This window comes from Rhodanobacter geophilus (assembly GCF_040812275.1).
Lineage (GTDB): Bacteria > Pseudomonadota > Gammaproteobacteria > Xanthomonadales > Rhodanobacteraceae > Rhodanobacter_A > Rhodanobacter_A geophilus.
Map to the genome: position 1 here is coordinate 100,020 of NZ_JBFOHL010000011.1, position 14,818 is coordinate 114,837.

General features: G+C 71.1%; 13 protein-coding genes. 6 read left to right on the forward strand and 7 right to left on the reverse strand.

All coding sequences use genetic code 11. The annotated features are described in order from the left end of the window. Positions 1–15 precede the first annotated feature (15 nt). Together ABQJ56_RS13195 and ABQJ56_RS13200 are read right to left on the reverse strand one after the other, a co-directional pair. Positions 16–1,053, reverse strand: coding sequence for a CDP-glycerol glycerophosphotransferase family protein (locus tag ABQJ56_RS13195; protein WP_367845469.1), 1,038 nt, complete (start codon positions 1,051–1,053; stop codon positions 16–18). Positions 1,054–1,382: 329 nt separating this feature from the next. Next, positions 1,383–2,198 carry a glycosyltransferase family 2 protein gene (locus tag ABQJ56_RS13200; RefSeq protein WP_367845470.1) on the reverse strand — a complete coding sequence of 272 codons (816 nt, stop codon included), beginning with the start codon at positions 2,196–2,198 and terminating at the stop codon, positions 1,383–1,385. A 234-nt stretch (positions 2,199–2,432) separates the two neighbouring features. Here ABQJ56_RS13200 and ABQJ56_RS13205 point away from each other — a divergent pair, with 234 nt between their 5' ends. The 4 genes from ABQJ56_RS13205 to ABQJ56_RS13220 are packed head-to-tail and all read left to right on the forward strand — an operon-like array spanning position 2,433 to position 6,448. Next, complete coding sequence (locus ABQJ56_RS13205) at positions 2,433–3,701, forward strand: O-antigen ligase family protein (protein WP_367845471.1); 1,269 nt, start codon at positions 2,433–2,435, stop codon at positions 3,699–3,701. Between the two features lie 39 nt (positions 3,702–3,740). Continuing rightward, positions 3,741–4,679 carry a UDP-glucuronic acid decarboxylase family protein gene (locus ABQJ56_RS13210; RefSeq protein ID WP_367845472.1) on the forward strand — a complete coding sequence of 313 codons (939 nt, stop codon included), beginning with the start codon at positions 3,741–3,743 and terminating at the stop codon, positions 4,677–4,679. Between the two features lies 1 nt (position 4,680). Then, on the forward strand, positions 4,681–5,595 hold the full coding sequence (locus ABQJ56_RS13215; protein ID WP_367845473.1) for a glycosyltransferase family 2 protein: 915 nt from the start codon (positions 4,681–4,683) through the stop codon (positions 5,593–5,595). Between the two features lie 7 nt (positions 5,596–5,602). Then, positions 5,603–6,448, forward strand: coding sequence for a glycosyltransferase family 2 protein (locus ABQJ56_RS13220; RefSeq protein ID WP_367845474.1), 846 nt, complete (start codon positions 5,603–5,605; stop codon positions 6,446–6,448). On the opposite strand, the gene ABQJ56_RS13225 is transcribed toward ABQJ56_RS13220, so the two are convergent. The 5 genes from ABQJ56_RS13225 to def form a co-directional block, all read right to left on the reverse strand. Next, on the reverse strand, positions 6,445–7,404 hold the full coding sequence (locus ABQJ56_RS13225; protein ID WP_367845475.1) for a glycosyltransferase: 960 nt from the start codon (positions 7,402–7,404) through the stop codon (positions 6,445–6,447). The two genes, ABQJ56_RS13220 and ABQJ56_RS13225, sit on opposite strands and share 4 nt — an antisense overlap. Then, on the reverse strand, positions 7,401–9,161 hold the full coding sequence (locus ABQJ56_RS13230) for an ArnT family glycosyltransferase (RefSeq protein ID WP_367845476.1): 1,761 nt from the start codon (positions 9,159–9,161) through the stop codon (positions 7,401–7,403). The genes ABQJ56_RS13225 and ABQJ56_RS13230 overlap by 4 nt, the downstream gene beginning before the upstream one ends. A 33-nt stretch (positions 9,162–9,194) precedes the next feature. Next, positions 9,195–10,493 carry a 16S rRNA (cytosine(967)-C(5))-methyltransferase RsmB gene (rsmB, locus tag ABQJ56_RS13235; RefSeq protein ID WP_367845477.1) on the reverse strand — a complete coding sequence of 433 codons (1,299 nt, stop codon included), beginning with the start codon at positions 10,491–10,493 and terminating at the stop codon, positions 9,195–9,197. Positions 10,494–10,668: 175 nt separating this feature from the next. After that, positions 10,669–11,613: a methionyl-tRNA formyltransferase gene (gene fmt / locus ABQJ56_RS13240; RefSeq protein ID WP_367845478.1), complete on the reverse strand. Its 945-nt coding sequence runs from the start codon at positions 11,611–11,613 to the stop codon at positions 10,669–10,671. Next, complete coding sequence (gene def, locus ABQJ56_RS13245) at positions 11,610–12,119, reverse strand: peptide deformylase (RefSeq protein ID WP_367845479.1); 510 nt, start codon at positions 12,117–12,119, stop codon at positions 11,610–11,612. Before def ends, fmt begins: the two co-directional genes overlap by 4 nt. Before the next feature lie 123 nt (positions 12,120–12,242). On the opposite strand from def, the gene ABQJ56_RS13250 reads away from it, so the two are divergent. Together ABQJ56_RS13250 and dprA are read left to right on the forward strand one after the other, a co-directional pair. Then, positions 12,243–13,367 carry a LysM peptidoglycan-binding domain-containing protein gene (locus ABQJ56_RS13250; RefSeq protein WP_367845480.1) on the forward strand — a complete coding sequence of 375 codons (1,125 nt, stop codon included), beginning with the start codon at positions 12,243–12,245 and terminating at the stop codon, positions 13,365–13,367. Between the two features lie 155 nt (positions 13,368–13,522). After that, positions 13,523–14,653, forward strand: a complete 1,131-nt coding sequence (gene dprA / locus ABQJ56_RS13255) for a DNA-processing protein DprA (protein ID WP_367845481.1) — start codon at positions 13,523–13,525, stop codon at positions 14,651–14,653. The last annotated feature ends 165 nt before the right edge of the window (positions 14,654–14,818 follow it).

Here is a 14,818-nt window from a genome sequence, read left to right on the forward strand (position 1 = left end):
GGCCTGCATGGGTGTTCAGCCGCGGATGCGCGCGGGACCCCAGTAGCCGATGCGCCGGCGGATCTTCAGCTTGCGCCACAGGTTCCACGGCTTGGCGCGGCGGTTCCTGCCGCCGCGGGCGACGAAGGTGTCGATCGCGTCCAGCACGCGCTCGCTGGAGCGGCCGTCGCGGTAGGGGTGGATGGCGTCGGCGTACTCGCGGATCGCCTGCATCAGCTCCGGTGGCCGGCCCAGCGCGCGCGCGATCGCCGGCTCGAAGTCCTTCGCCTCGTGGATGTCGATCAGCTGCGGCCCGGGGCGGCGGTTGTCGAAGGTGACCACCGGCTTGCCGGTGAGCAGGAACTCGTTGAGCGCGGAACTGGTGTCCGAGCACATCATGTCCACCTGGCCGAACAGTTCGAGGATGTTGTCGTTCTCGGCGAAGCGCAGGTATTCGTTCTGCAGCGCCTTGAACTTCGCCACCGTCTCCGGGTTCATCTTGGGGTGGAAGCTGACGATCCAGCGCCAGCGGCCGTCGCGCGACAGCCGCTTCACTTCCTCGTACAGCGTCTCGGCCGCGCTCCACGAGGGCGAGAAGGTGGAGTGGTAGAGGATCACCGGCGGCGTGCGCACCGGCGGAACGGCGCCACCCAGTTCGCGCATGAACGGGTCGATCTTGGGGAAGCCGGTCTCGATCACGCTGAAGTGGCCGAGCTTGTCGGCGATGGCCTGGAACTGCGCGGTGTCGCGCGGGCCGGTGGTGCAGTAAAGGTCGAAGAAACCGCGCACGTAGATGTGCCGCGGCTTGCCCGCATCGAAGCCGTGGAAGGTCTCCACCTTCACGCCGGGGAAGAAGTGCGGCACCGCGTTGGACGAGGTGATCACCGCCAGCGGTTTCCATGCACGCACTTCCTCGACCGTCAGCAGGCGCTCGTCGGCATGCAGGTCCTCCGCGCCGGGGCCGTCGAAGAACCACGCCGCCTCGTCGCCGCGCGCGCGGATCGCCGCCTGGATCGGCCGCAGGATGGCCAGTGCGTAGCGCTCGGAGCCGTACAGGAGGTAGTGCTTGGGCATGGGATGTGGGCTTGGGTGATGCGGATAGCTTAGCGTGCTTGCGCTTGTCCCCCTCTCCCCTTCGGGGAGAGGGCTGGGGTGAGGGGCCAATCTCGCCAGGGTCTTGCATCAGGGCAAAGCGTGCTTCGATGGATGCTCCCGCAAGCCTTGACCCCTCGCCTCAATCCTCTTCCTCGCTCCTCCACGCGGAGAGGGCACAGGGATGTGCCCGGCCATGGGGAGCGAGGAAAAGCAGGGCCATCCATGGCCCTGCTCCGCGTCCCGAAGGGGAGAGGAGGGGAAGGTGCCGTGCCGGATCGCGGTTTCGAGCTTCGCGGTCACGTGGGGCATCAGTGTTCGATGCGGTGCTTTTCCAATGCGTCGGCCGCTTCCGCGACCGACGCGGGGTTGTTGACCATCTCGTAGTAGCGCATGCGCTTGTACAGCGCGTAGCTGGCCGCGGTCTGCGCGATCAGAAAACCGCGCCAGCCGTCGAGGCAGGCCAGCCGGAACACGTAGTCCTTGAGGAAGGCCAGCAGGTACACGAATGGCGCCTGCCACATCCGCGCCGGCTTGCGCTGGTCCAGCCAGTCGCGGCATTTCAGTTCCGAATAGCGCAGCACCTTGAGCTGCTTGTGCACCAGGGTGGGGTTGTTGGCGTGGTCGAACGGCGCCTTGAACACCGGCGCGCGGCCATCGAGGCGCAGCGATTCGTGCACGCGCGCATCCGTCCAGCGCGCGCGACCGCGGTGGTAGAGGCGCGCCAGCTTCTCGCCCACGCTGGGGCGATACCAGCGCAGCGGCCGGCCCATGTAGATGGTGCGCCGGCGCAGCAAGGCGCCGGCCGCGTCGCCGGCCATCAGCGCGGGCAGTTCGCGTTCCAGTTCGGCGGCGAGTTCCGGCGACAGCCATTCGTCGGCATCCAGCACCAGGATCCAGTCGTGCGCGCATTGCGTGGTGGCGAAGTTGCGCTGCGGCCCGAAGCCCAGCCAGTCCTGCTGCACCACGCGCGCGCCATGCGCCCGTGCGACCGCCACGGTGTCGTCGTCGCTGCCCGAGTCCACCACCAGCTTCTCCGCCGCGAACGGCACGCTGTCCAGGCAGCGCGCGATGCAGGCAGCCTCGTTGCGGGTGATGACGGCGAGGGTGAGTGGCAGGTTCGGCATGGCGGGATTCTAGCGGGCCGGCGCCGTATCTCACCGGAAGGCATTGACGCTCTCTGCACATCGGAGCCGGCCGGTGGGCTGGGTTTCAGCTGGCGATGGGCATGATGCGGTCATCCTCACCGTGCGTTGGCGCGTTTGCCGGCGTAATTGACCCTGCAGGACGCGCCATTGGTTATGCTGCGCGCCTTGCAAGGGAGTGCGGTGGCGATCGCACGCGCCATATCCGAAGGTTCCATGGGTCACGAAAAGCACAACATCCCGCTGCTGCAGGGCCTGCCGCCAGTCGCCCCCCGGCCGCTGCCCGGCGTTGTCGACGCGCCAGTGTTCTTCCGGCGCCGGGGGTTCTGGGAGGGCGTGCTGGGCGTGGGCCTGGTGTGGATGATGCTCGGCCTCGTGGCGATGCCGTCGGGGGTGTCGTTCAACCCGGGCAAGCTGTACCAGGGCAGCCTGATCGTGCTGCTGTACCTGCCGGCCTGGTGCCTCGCGCTGAGCCGGCGGGCGACGATCTGGAAAGGGCTGCTGCCGCTGCCGGCGTTCCGTGTCTTCCTGCTGCTGCTGGCCTGGGCCGCGTTGTCCCTGCTGTGGGCGCATTCGCGGCATCCGGGTGACGAGCTCAGCCGCCTGCTGAGCGTGCTGGCCTTCTTGCTGGCCTGGCCGATCTGGCTGGGCGACGACGAGCGGCGCGGGCATCGCATGCTGCTGCTGGCAGGCCTGGGCATCGCGTTGTTCGCAGGCGGCTACTGCGTGCAATACCTGCATCACCCGCCGGAAGACGGCCGCATCGTGGGCGAGGGCGTGATCGCGACCGCGAACTACGCCGCGGCGGTGATGGGCGCAGCCTGCCTCTGGCTGGCCTTGTTGCCGGTGGCCGACCGGCGCGTCTCGGCGCTGCGCTGGCTGGCCTTGCCGGTACTGCTGACTTTCATCGCGCTGACCGGTTCACGCAGCGTGTGGCTGGCGCTGGCCTTGTGCGCCGTGTTCACCCCGCTGTGGCACCCGGGGCGCGCGGCGCGCTGGCTGGCTGGTGTGACGCTGGTCGTGGTGCTGGCCAGCTGCATCTGGCCGCTGCCGGTGCTGGTGGAGCGCGGCGCGTCGCTGCGGCCGGAGCTGTTCGGGCAGTCCGTGCACCTGATCGCGCGGCATCCGTGGCTGGGCCTGGGCCAAAACGTGCCGTTCACCCTGACGGTGGCCGGGGTCGATTACACGCACAGCCACAATGTGCTGACCCAGACCACGATCGAACTGGGCCTGCCCGGCCTGCTGCTGGTAGTGGTGCTGTGGCTGATGACCGCCTGGCTGGGCTGGCGGCATCGCCGCCGGATGACCGGCCGGCTGGTGCTGGCGCTGTGGGTGTACGCCAGTGTGGTGCTGCAGTTCGACATGCCGCAGCTGCTGGACAGCCCGCGCCCCAGCTGGCTGCTGGTGTGGCTGCCGCTGGCGCTGGCGCTGTGGCTGGAATTGCGTGCCCGCGCCGATGCGGCGGACGCGCCTCGCTTACACTAGGCGCGTCGCGCGCGTCGCGCGTTCCGGGATGATGGCTTGATGCGCAAGGTACTGGTGACCGGCGGTGCCGGCTTCCTCGGCTCGCACCTGTGCGACCGCCTGCTGGCCGACGGCCACGACGTGCTGTGCGTGGACAACTTCTTCACCGGCAGCAAGCGCAACGTGGCGCACCTGCTGGCCCACCCGTACTTCGAGCTGCTGCGCCACGACGTCACCTTCCCGCTGTACGTGGAGGTGGAGCGCATCTTCAACCTGGCCTGCCCCGCCTCGCCGGTGCACTACCAGCACGATCCGGTGCAGACCACCAAGACCAGCGTGCACGGCGCGATCAACATGCTGGGCCTAGCCAAGCGGGTGAAGGCGCGCATCCTGCAGGCCTCCACCAGCGAGGTGTACGGCGACCCGGAAGTGCACCCGCAGCGCGAGGAGTACTGGGGCCGGGTGAACCCGATCGGCTTCCGCAGCTGCTACGACGAGGGCAAGCGCTGCGCCGAGACGCTGTTCTTCGACTACCACCGCCAGCACGACCTGGACATCAAGGTGGTGCGCATCTTCAACACCTACGGCCCGCGCATGCATCCGAACGACGGCCGCGTGGTGAGCAACTTCATCGTGCAGGCGCTCAAGGGCGAGGACATCACCATCTACGGCGACGGCAGCCAGACGCGCAGCTTCTGCTACGTGGACGACCTGGTCGAGGCCTTCGTGCGCATGATGGAATCGCCGAAGGGCTTCACCGGCCCGGTGAACATCGGCAACCCCGGCGAATTCACCATGCTGGCGCTGGCCGAGAAGGTGCTGTCGCTGGTGGGCGGCCGCTCGAAGCTGGTGTTCCGCCCGCTGCCCGCCGACGACCCGCGCCAGCGCCAGCCCGACATCGCGCTGGCGCAGGACAAGCTGGGCTGGCAGCCGAAGGTGGCGCTGGAGGACGGCCTGAAGGAGACCATCGCCTACTTCCGCCGGCTGCTGGAGGGCTGAAGTGGACGCCGCGCCCACGTTCTCGGTCGTCGTCACCAACTACAACTACCGCGACTTCGTGGCCGAGGCGGTGGACGGCGCGCTGGCGCAGGCCCATGCGCCGCTGGAAGTGGTCGTGGTGGACGACGGCTCCACCGACGGTTCGCCCGACTACCTGCGCGAACGCTACGGCCACGACGCGCGCGTGAAGCTGCTGTGCGGCACGAACGGCGGCCAGCTCGCCGCGTTCCAGCGCGGCCTCGCTGCCAGCAGTGGCGAGGTGGTGTGCTTCCTCGACGCCGACGACCGCTGGGGGCCGGACCACCTGCGCCAGCTCGCCGCGCTGTTCGCCGCGCGCAAGGACGTGGACTTCGTGTTCTCCGACGTGCGCCTGGTCGGCAACGAATCCGGCGTGCAGGGTTACGCGAAGCAGGCGATGGACCTCGGCCACACCGTGCTCGGCACCTGGGTTTTCGCGCGCTGGTACGGCGCGCCCACCTCGGCGCTGGCGCTGCGCCGCAGGCTGGCCGAGCGCGTGCTCGACCTGCCGCCGGAGTTCACCGCCCACTGGCGCATCAGCGCCGACAACTGCCTGGTGTTCGGCGCCAGCCTCCTCGGCGCGCGCAAGTATTTCCTGCCCACCGGCAACGTCGACTACCGCATCCACGGCCGCAACGGCTGGTGGCACGAACAGGCGCGCATGCGCGAGTTCCCCGCGCAGTTCCGCTCGCGCTGCCTGATCAACTACTACGCGCAGCGCATGCATCTCGACGCGCAAGCGCTCGACCTCGCCCGCGCCGAGTTCAAGACCCGCGAACGGCCCGACTGGGCCGAGGCGCGCCGCTACGCCGGCATCGCCATGCGTGGACCCTCGCCGTGGTGGAAGCGCGCCGAGCGCGCGCTGTCCATCCTGCGTCGCGGCCTGCGCGGGCGCTGATCGCAGCATGAAGGTCAGCGTCGTCGCGATCACCTACAACTGGCCGGAGGCGCTGCAGTGCCTGCTGGCCAGCCTCGCCGTGCAGGCGCGCCTGCCCGACGAGGTGATCGTGGCCGACGACGGCTCGGGCGAGACGACGCGCGCGCTGGTGGAGCGCATGGCGCACGGCTTCCCGGTACCGCTGCGCCACGTGTGGCAGGAAGACCGCGGTTTCCGCGCCGCGCGCGCGCGCAACCGCGGCATCGCCGCCAGCCGTGGCGACTACGTGATCCTGCTCGACGGCGACATGCTGCTGCACCCGCGTTTCGTCGCCGATCACCTGATGCTGGCCGAGCGCGGCTTCTTCCTGCAGGGCGGGCGGATCAAGGCCACGCGCGAGGAAAGCGCCAGGCTGCTGGCGGGCGGCAAGCCGGTGTTCGCGCCGTGGTCGCGCGCGGACTTCCACGAGTTCGACGGCAGCAAGCGCCTCTATGCGTTCCGCCAGCCGCAGCTGGCGCGCTGGAAATCGCGCTCGCGCAACGGCGGCCGCGTGATGAGCTGCAACATGAGTTTCTGGCGCGACGACCTGCTGCGCGTCAACGGCTTCGACGAGCGCATGGAAGGCTACGGCGCCGAGGATCGCGAGCTGGCCGTGCGCATGGAAAACGCCGGCCTGCGCCGGCGCGCGCTGAAGTGGGCCGCGCTGGCCGTGCACCTGTGGCACAAGTCGCGCGCCCAGCTTGACGTGAACGATCTCAGCCTGCCGAACAATCGCCTGTTCCACGCCACCCGCACCGAAGGCATCGTGCGCTGCGAGCGCGGCATCGACGGCCACCTCGCGGAATTCGCGGACGGGGGATGCCTGGACGGCTAAATGGCGTCGAGCGCGGCGCGCAGGCGCGCGGGAAACGCGGCGCGCTCGGCTTCGTACCAGCCGCGCGCGGCCGCGCCCAGCGCGACGGCTTCGGCCTCCGGCATCGCCGCGCAGTGTTCGACGGCGCGCGCCATGTCGTCGTCGCGGAAGCCGTACAGCGTGGCCAGGTCCTGCGTGCCGGTGGCCTGCGCCGGCACCAGTACGCCGCGTTCCGTCGTCACCAGTTCATGCATCGGCTCGGCGTCCAGCGTCAGCACCACCGCGCCGCAGCTCATCGCCTCGACCAGGTAGTGGCCGTAGCCCTCGGTCTGCGAGGGGCAGAGATGGAAGCGGTGCTCGTTCTGCAGGCGGCGGTAGGTGTCGTCGTCCAGGTGTTCGCGGACCAGCACGACGTTGGCGGGCAGCGCCTCCAGTTCCACCCGCTTGCGCCGCCATGCCACGGTGAGCACGGGCCACTCGGGGTGCGCGGCCCACAGCCCGAGCAGTGCCGCGGTGCCCTTGTTGGCGCTGCGGCCGGGGCCGTGGAAGAAGGCGTGCCGGCGCGGCACCGCGAGGTCGCGGCGGTCGGGACTGGTGAAGCCGACGTGCCGCACCGGCTTGCCCAGCGTCGCGAACAGGCGTCCGGCGTGACGGGTCTTGGCCCACACCACGTCGATGCGATCCAGCGCGGCGCGATCCAGTGCACGGAAGTATTCGGGGTTCGGTACCAGCACGTTGTGCCGTGCGGCGCGCGCGAATTCCGGACGCACTCGTTCCAGCATCAGATTGAGATCGAACACGGGCGCGCGCCCGGCGAGGCGCAGGCGGGTCAGCCACTCGGCTGCGCGGCCGCGATGCGGCAACCCGGCCGTGCGTACCGATGCGCCCGCTTCGCCCAGCGCCGCGGCGAGCAGGGCCATGTCGCGGCTGAGGCCCGCGCCGTTGTCGCGGCCGAGCAACTGGACGCGCGTCGTCACGGCTCGGCGCCCGGGTCGTCGTCCGCTGCTTCGTCCACCCTGGCGCCCGGCAGGCAGCCCGGCACCAGCGCGTCGGCCTTGAACATCCACCAGTCGCGCTGGTTGGCGTGGCCGAGGGAGATCGCCTTGGCGCGGTCCACGCAGTCGCCCATCGCCGGTTGCTGCACGAACAGCCAGCGCGTGGCCGGTGCCTGCGCCTGCCATTGCACCGCGCGGGCGAACTGGATGTGCCAGGGCACCTTGAAGCCGAAGTCGGTGGCAGGCCGCTCCAGCATCAGGAGGTTCTGCTCGGTCCACGCCACCAGGCCGAGCTGGTCGCCGGGCGCGAGATGGCTGCGCACTTCGGTCATCAGCGCGGACGAGGAACTGGAAGGATTCAGCAGCGGCACCGCCCAGCAACCCCAGGCCAGCCACAGCGCGGCCATGCCGCCGCACACCGCCCACGTGGCGCGGCGCACGCGCAGCGCCGCGACCAGGGCCAGTTGCACGATGCCCAGCAGCACGCACATCCACCACAGCGCGGCGCCGCCGTCGGCAAGCGCGCGGTCCGCGGCGAACTGCGCCACCTTCGGCGCGTGCGCGAGCAGCGCCCAGCCGCCGAGCGCCAGCATCGCCGCGCCCAGCACCGCGATGAAGGCGAGGCCCGCCACGCGCAGCCAGCGCTTCGGCAGCAGCTCGTCCACGAACGGCGCGCAGGCCAGTGCCAGCATCGGCAATGCAGGCAGGATGTAGACGTCGCGCTTGCCCGGCGAGGCACTGAAGAACAGCAGCACCAGCAGCACCCAGCCCAGCGGCAGCAGCACGCGCGCGTCGCGCGCCTGCAGCCGCCGCCACCAGCGCGGCAGGCAGCCGGGATAGAGCAGGGACAGCGGCAGCCAGCTGAACAGCAGGATCGGGATGTAGTACCACCACGCGTGGATGTGGTGCCAGGCGTGCGCGTAGCGCTTCGCGGTCTGGTGGAACAGGATGTCGTTGACGTAGGCCGCATAGGCGGGATTGCCGTCGCGTGCGTGGGCGGCCAGCAGCATCGGCAGCAGCCACAAGGCGATCGCCGCCAGCGCCGCCGCCAGCCCGAGCAGCCAGCGCCACCACGCGCCGCGGCCGGGGCGCGCCACGCCGTCCCAGCCACGCCACGCGGCCCAGGCGTAGGGAATCAGCATCAGCAGGGCGAGGAAGCCCACGCCCTTGGTGATCACGCCCAGCCCCGCACAGAAGCAGCCGAACCAGTACAGCGGCCAGTTCGCGCCGGCGCCGTCGCCGGAGTCGGGCGGTGCCAGCAAGTGGCGCAGCAGGCCCCAGTTCGCCGCGGTGATGAAGAACACCACCAGCGGATCGATCTGCGCGCGCTGGCTCTGGTAGACGAACTGGAACGCCAGCAGCAGGCCGCCCGCGGCATAGAGTCCCGTGCGGCGGCCCCACAGCCGCCGGCCGAGGTCGTACACCAGCAGCAGGGTGCCCAGTCCGGCCAGCAGCGAGGGCAGCATGAAGGCCAGCCGCCACCAGCGCACCAGCTCGAAGCTGGCCGCCTCCGCCCACATCAGCATCGGCGGCTTGTCCGCGTACAGCTCGCTGCCGCGGTGCGGGAACAGCCAGTCGCCGCTCTCCACCATCTGCTTCGCCGCCAGCGTGAAGCGCGGCTCGTCCGAGGGCCAGGGGTCGCGCAGGCCGATGCCGGCGCCGAGTATCACCAGCGCGATCAGCAGCAGCAGCCAGAAGCGGCGGCGTTCCTGCGGCGTGGCCTGGGAGAGTGCGGACATGGAGCGTTTCCTGCGCGGCGCGACGCGAACGGATCAGCGCTTTTCGAGCACCGCATAGTACATGCCGTCGAGGTCGCCATCGCCGGGCAGGATCTGCCAGCCGGTGGCCGCGGCCTGTCCTGCGGGCAGGGTGAACGGCCGCGCATGCGCGTCGGCATGTGCGGCGAGGAAGGGCGCCACCACGTCCTCGTTCTCCGCGCGCAGCAGCGAGCAGGTGACATAGAGCAGCCGGCCGCCGGGCGCCAGCAGCGGCCACAGCGCGTCCAGGATGCGCCGCTGCTGCGCCGCCAGCGCGGGAATATCGTCCGCGCGGCGGTGCAGGCGCACGTCCGGGCGCCTGCGCAGCACCCCGGTGGCCGAGCAGGGCGCATCGATCAGGATGCGGTCGAACTGCCGTCCGTCCCACCATGCCGGTGGATCGCCGGCATCGCCCACGACCGCGTCGGCCCGCAGCTGCAGGCGGGCGAGGTTTTCGCGGATGCGCTCCACGCGCTTCGGCTCGAATTCCAGCGCGGTCAGCGCGACGTCCGCGCGTTCCAGCAGGTGGCAGGCCTTGCCGCCGGGCGCGGCGCAGGCGTCCAGCACGCGCTGGCCGTCGCGCACGTCGGCCAGGTCGGCGGCGGCCTGCGCCGCGCCGTCCTGCACGGCGAACAGGCCGTCGGCGAAGCCGGGCAGGCGCGTCACGTCGGTGCTGTGCGGCAGCACGATGGCGTCGGCCAGCCAGGGGTGCGGTTCGGCCGTCTGGCCGTCCAGGCGCAGGCGCTCGATCAACGCGCTGCGCGGGGTGCGGCGACCGTTCGCGCGCAGCGTCAGCGGCGGCTCGCGGTTGTCCGCCGCCATCACCGCCCCGGCCTGCGCTGGCCAGTCGTGGGCGATGGCCTCGGCCAGCCAGTGCGGGTGGGCGTGGCGGGTTTCCGGTTTTGCGTCGAGTGCGGCGAGGTGCGTGACGCGCTCGCGCTGCCAGCGGCGCAGTACCGCGTTCACCAGCCCTGCAAGCTGCGGCCGTTTCAATGCGCGCGCGGCTTCCACCGTGGCGGCCACCGCGGCGTAGTCGGCCAGCTCCAGCACCTCCAGCTGCACCAGGCCCAGCACCAGCAGCGCGTGCACCGCCGGTTCCTTCCGGCGCAGCGGGCGCTCCAGCAGGCGATCCAGTGCGGCATCGAAACGCGGCCACCAGCGCGCGCCGTCGCTGAGCAGCGCCATCAGCAGGGCACGGTCGCGGGCATCGGGCAGCTTCGGCGCGTGGCGTTCCATTGCCTCGCGCAACGAGGCGCCGCCGAGCGCCACCTGGGCCAGCGCCTGCGCGGCCAGCGCGCGCACGTCGGCGCTCATCGTGCTTTATTCCCTCTCCCCGTTGGGGAGAGGGGCGAGGTGAGGGAGCTGCGGCGCCCGGGCTGGCGCGCACCGGGCCCTTCGAGTTTTCGACCGGCAAGTCGGTGACGTTTCCGCGAGCACCCACCCCTCACTCCAACCCTCTCCCCGGCGGGGAGAGGGAGCAAGGCGCGGGTCACGGGCCGGCTCCGCGCAGCTCGGGCCGCGCATTGAGGTAATCGGCGGCGCTGATGCGCCGGCCGCCCGCGCGCTGCACGGCGCTGACGCGCAGCACGCCTTCGGTGCAGGCGAGATCGAGGCCGTCGCGGCGGGCGGCGAGCAGGGTGCCGGGCGCGGCGGCATGGGCCTGCGCCACCGCCGTGGCGGCCCAGACCCGCACCCGTTCGCCGGCAATCTCCGCATCGCTGCCGGGCCACGGGTCGAAGGCGCGCACCTGGCGTTCCAGTTCGATGGCGGGGCGGGCGAAGTCCAGCGCCGATTCGGCCTTGTCCAGCTTGTGCGCGTAGGTGACGCCCTCGGCGGCTTGCGGCGTGGCGGCCAGCGTCTCGCCGGCCAGCACGCGGCGCAGCCCTTCGGCCAGCGCCTCGGCGCCCAGCACGGCGAGGCGGTCGTGCAGGCTGCCGCCGGTGTCGTCGCGGGTGATCGCGGTGCGCTTTTCCAGCAGCACCGGGCCGGTGTCGAGGCCGGCCTCCATCTGCATCAGGTCGACGCCGGTTTCCGTGTCGCCGGCGAGGATGGCACGCTGGATCGGCGCCGCGCCGCGCCAGCGCGGCAGCAGGCTGGCATGCACGTTCCAGCAGCCCAGGCGCGGGATGGCCAGCACCTTGCGCGGCAGGATCAGGCCGTAGGCCACCACCACCATCAGGCCGGGCGCGTGGCCGGCCAGCGTGGCGTGTGCCGCGGCGGTCTTCAGCGTTTCCGGCTGTTCGACCGCGATGCCGGCGGCCAGCGCCGCCTGCTTCACCGGGCTGGGGGCGAGCTTGCGGCCGCGGCCGGCGGGGCGGTCGGGCTGGGTGTAGACGGCCACCACCTCGGCGCCGCTGGCGCGGCAGGCTTCGAGGCAGGGGACGGAAAATTCCGGGGTGCCGGCGAAGACGACCCGCAACGGCCTTGCGCTCAAGCGCTGGCCGCCTGCTTGCGCTGCTTCTCCAGGCGCTTGAGCAGCAGCGAGCGCTTCAGCGGCGAGAGGCGGTCGACGAACACCTTGCCGGCGAGGTGGTCCATCTCGTGCTGCACGGCCACCGCCAGCGGGCCCTCGGCCTCGTAGACGAACTCCTTGCCGTCCACGTCGCGGGCCTTCACCTTCACCTTCAGCGCGCGGGTCACGTCGGCGTAGACGCCAGGGAAGGACAGGCAGCCTTCCTGGTACACCTGGGCACCGTCCTTCTCCACGATCTCGGCGTTGATCAGCACCAGCGGCTGGTTGCGCTCCTCGCTCATGTCGATCACCAGCACCTGCTGGTGCACGTTGACCTGGGTGGCGGCCAGGCCCACGCCGTTGGCGGCGTACATGGTCTCGAACAGGTCGGTGACGAACTGCTTCAGCCTGGCGTCGAACACGGTGACCGGCATGGCCCGGGTGCGCAGGCGGGGATCGGGGAATTCAAGGATGGCTAGCGTGGACATGCCCGCCATTGTAGTACGCCGCCCGCTGCGGCGATCGCCGCGGATTCTGCGAACCGGTGCCGATTGCACCGCTTAATGCTTCGGTTACACTCGCCTTCACCGCGGGGAGGGGGATTCCCACCAATGTTCAAGAAAGCCTTCACGGTGCTGGCTGGCACCATGGTCGCGGCGGCGGTATGTGCCGCCGGCGCCGCCCAGTTGCGCAGCAACCATCCCGATTCGTACACCGTGCGCCGCGGCGACACGCTGTGGGGAATCTCGGCGAAATTCCTGGTCAAGCCGTGGCTGTGGCCGGAGATCTGGCAGGCCAACCCGCAGGTGCGCAACCCGCACCTGATCTACCCGGGCGACGTGCTCAACCTGTCCTTCATCAATGGCGCGCGCCTGAAGCTGGAGCCCAGCGTGCATCGCGAGGGCGATGCGGTGCCGGCGATCCCGCTGGATGCGCTGAAGACCTTCCTGAAAGACCTGCGCGTGATGGATTCCAGCGTGGTCAGCAAGGCGCCCTACGTGGTGGGCCTGGAAGAAAACCGGCTGCGCGGCACCTCGGGCCAGAACATCTACGTGCGCGGCCTGGACAGCCAGCCCGGCCAGCGCTGGGCGATCGTGCGGCCCGAGCACGTGTTCCGCGGCTTCGACGACGGCTCGGGCGGCACCGCGGTGTTCGGCGACGAGCTGTACGCCAACGCGGCGATGGTGAAGTCGCCGTGGGAAGAGGATTTCGACAACGGCTCCGGCCACTTCAGCCGTGGCCATGACATGGGCGTCGAGGTGAAGGTGATCGGCACGGCCGAGACACTGCGCACCGGCGACCCGTCCACCCTGCTGCTGCTGGATTCCACCCAGGAAATCCGCAGCGGCGATCGCATCATGCCGGTGGACGACAACCCCTACGACCCGTACTTCTACCCGCATGCGCCGGCGGCTGCGCCGAAGGACGGCCGGGTGATCGCGTTCACCGACGCGATGGACGCGGTGGGTCCGCACCAGGTGGTGGCGCTGTCGGTGGGCACGCGGGACGGCGTGGACAATGGCACCACCTTCGCGATCTGGCAGCCCGGCGAGAGCATCCACGACGACGTGGCCAGCAACAGCTGGGACCGCGGCGTGGGCAAGCGGGTGACCCTGCCGGACGAATACATCGGCCACGTGATGGTGTTCCGCAGCTTCGACCACGTCAGCTACGGCCTGGTGATGGACGGCCTGCGCCCGGTGAAGATGGGCGACAAGCTGAAGTTGCCCGACTAAGGCACGCCCAGGTCCGGGACGACACGACGGCGCGGCTCATCCCGCGCCGTTTTCATGGCGCACGTCCCTGCGCGCCACCCTGGCGGTGCCCTGCGGGCGCGCAAAGCGGCGGTCCCGCCGTTTTGTCGTGGCGCCCGGCTGCGTACACTGCCGGCATGGACGAGACGGAAGAACTGCGCGCCTGGCTGGTCGCCCTGCGCACGCCGGGACTGGGGCCGGGCGGCCTGCGCGAGGCGCTGGCCGCGGCAGGCGGCCACATCGACGCCGTGCCGGCATGGCTGCGCCGGCGGGCCGCCGCGCTGGACGAAGGTGCTGCCGCGTGGCTGGACGCGCCCGACGAGGCGCGCCTCGCCGGGGATCTCGCCTGGCTGGCCGAACCCGGCCACCGCCTGCTGCGCTGTACCGAGGCGGACTTCCCGCCGCTCCTCGAAACCATCCCGCAGCCGCCCGCCGCGCTGTTCGTGGCCGGCGATGCCGGCCTGCTGCTGCATCCGCAGGTGGCCATCGTGGGCGCGCGCAGCGCCAGTCCGGCCGGGCTGGAACACGCGCGCCGCTTCGCGCGCACGCTGGCGCTGGCCGGGTTCACGGTCACCAGCGGCATGGCCGACGGCATCGACGGCGCCGCGCACGAGGCGGCGCTGGAGGCAGGCGCCGCCACCATCGCGGTGGTCGGCACCGGGCCGGACCGGGTCTACCCGCGCAAGCACCACGCGCTGGCGCAGCGCATCGCGGCGCACGGCGCCCTGGTCAGTGAATTCCCGCCCGGCACCGCGGCGCGTGCCGACCACTTTCCACGCCGCAACCGCCTCATCTCGGGGCTGGCGCTGGGCACCGTGGTGGTCGAGGCGGGGCTGCAGTCCGGCTCGCTGATCACCGCGCGGCTGGCCGGCGAACAGGGTCGCGAGGTGTTCGCGCTGCCCGGGTCCATCGCCAACCCGCTGGCCCGCGGCTGCCATCGGCTGATCCGTGACGGCGCCCGGCTGGTCGAGGAGCCGGCCGAGGTGATCGAGGCCCTGGCCCCGGCGGCACGTGCCCTGGGCGCGGAACTGGCCGAACGGCTGGCCCGACCGGATGCTCCGGCGCCGCCCCGCGACGGCGGCTGGTGCGACGACGCGGATTACCGCCGCCTGCTCGATGCGCTGGGCCACGACCCGGCCACCCTGGATGAGCTGGCGCAGCGCAGCGGGCTGGCCGCGGCGGCGCTGTCCTCGATGCTGCTGATGCTGGAGCTGGAAGGCCGCGTGGCGGGCCTGCCCGGCAACCGCTACCAGTGCCTGCCGGGGTAGGCGCCCGAACGGTTCCCGTCGCCCGGGCCCCCGGACCGGAGGCCCGGAACCCGCGCCACGGCGCGCTTTCACGCCGTCCGGCTTGACAGTCTGCCAGCCGGCATGGTCTCACTAATATATAGACATGCCGCACTGCGACATGAAACCGCCACGCCCACAACTAGA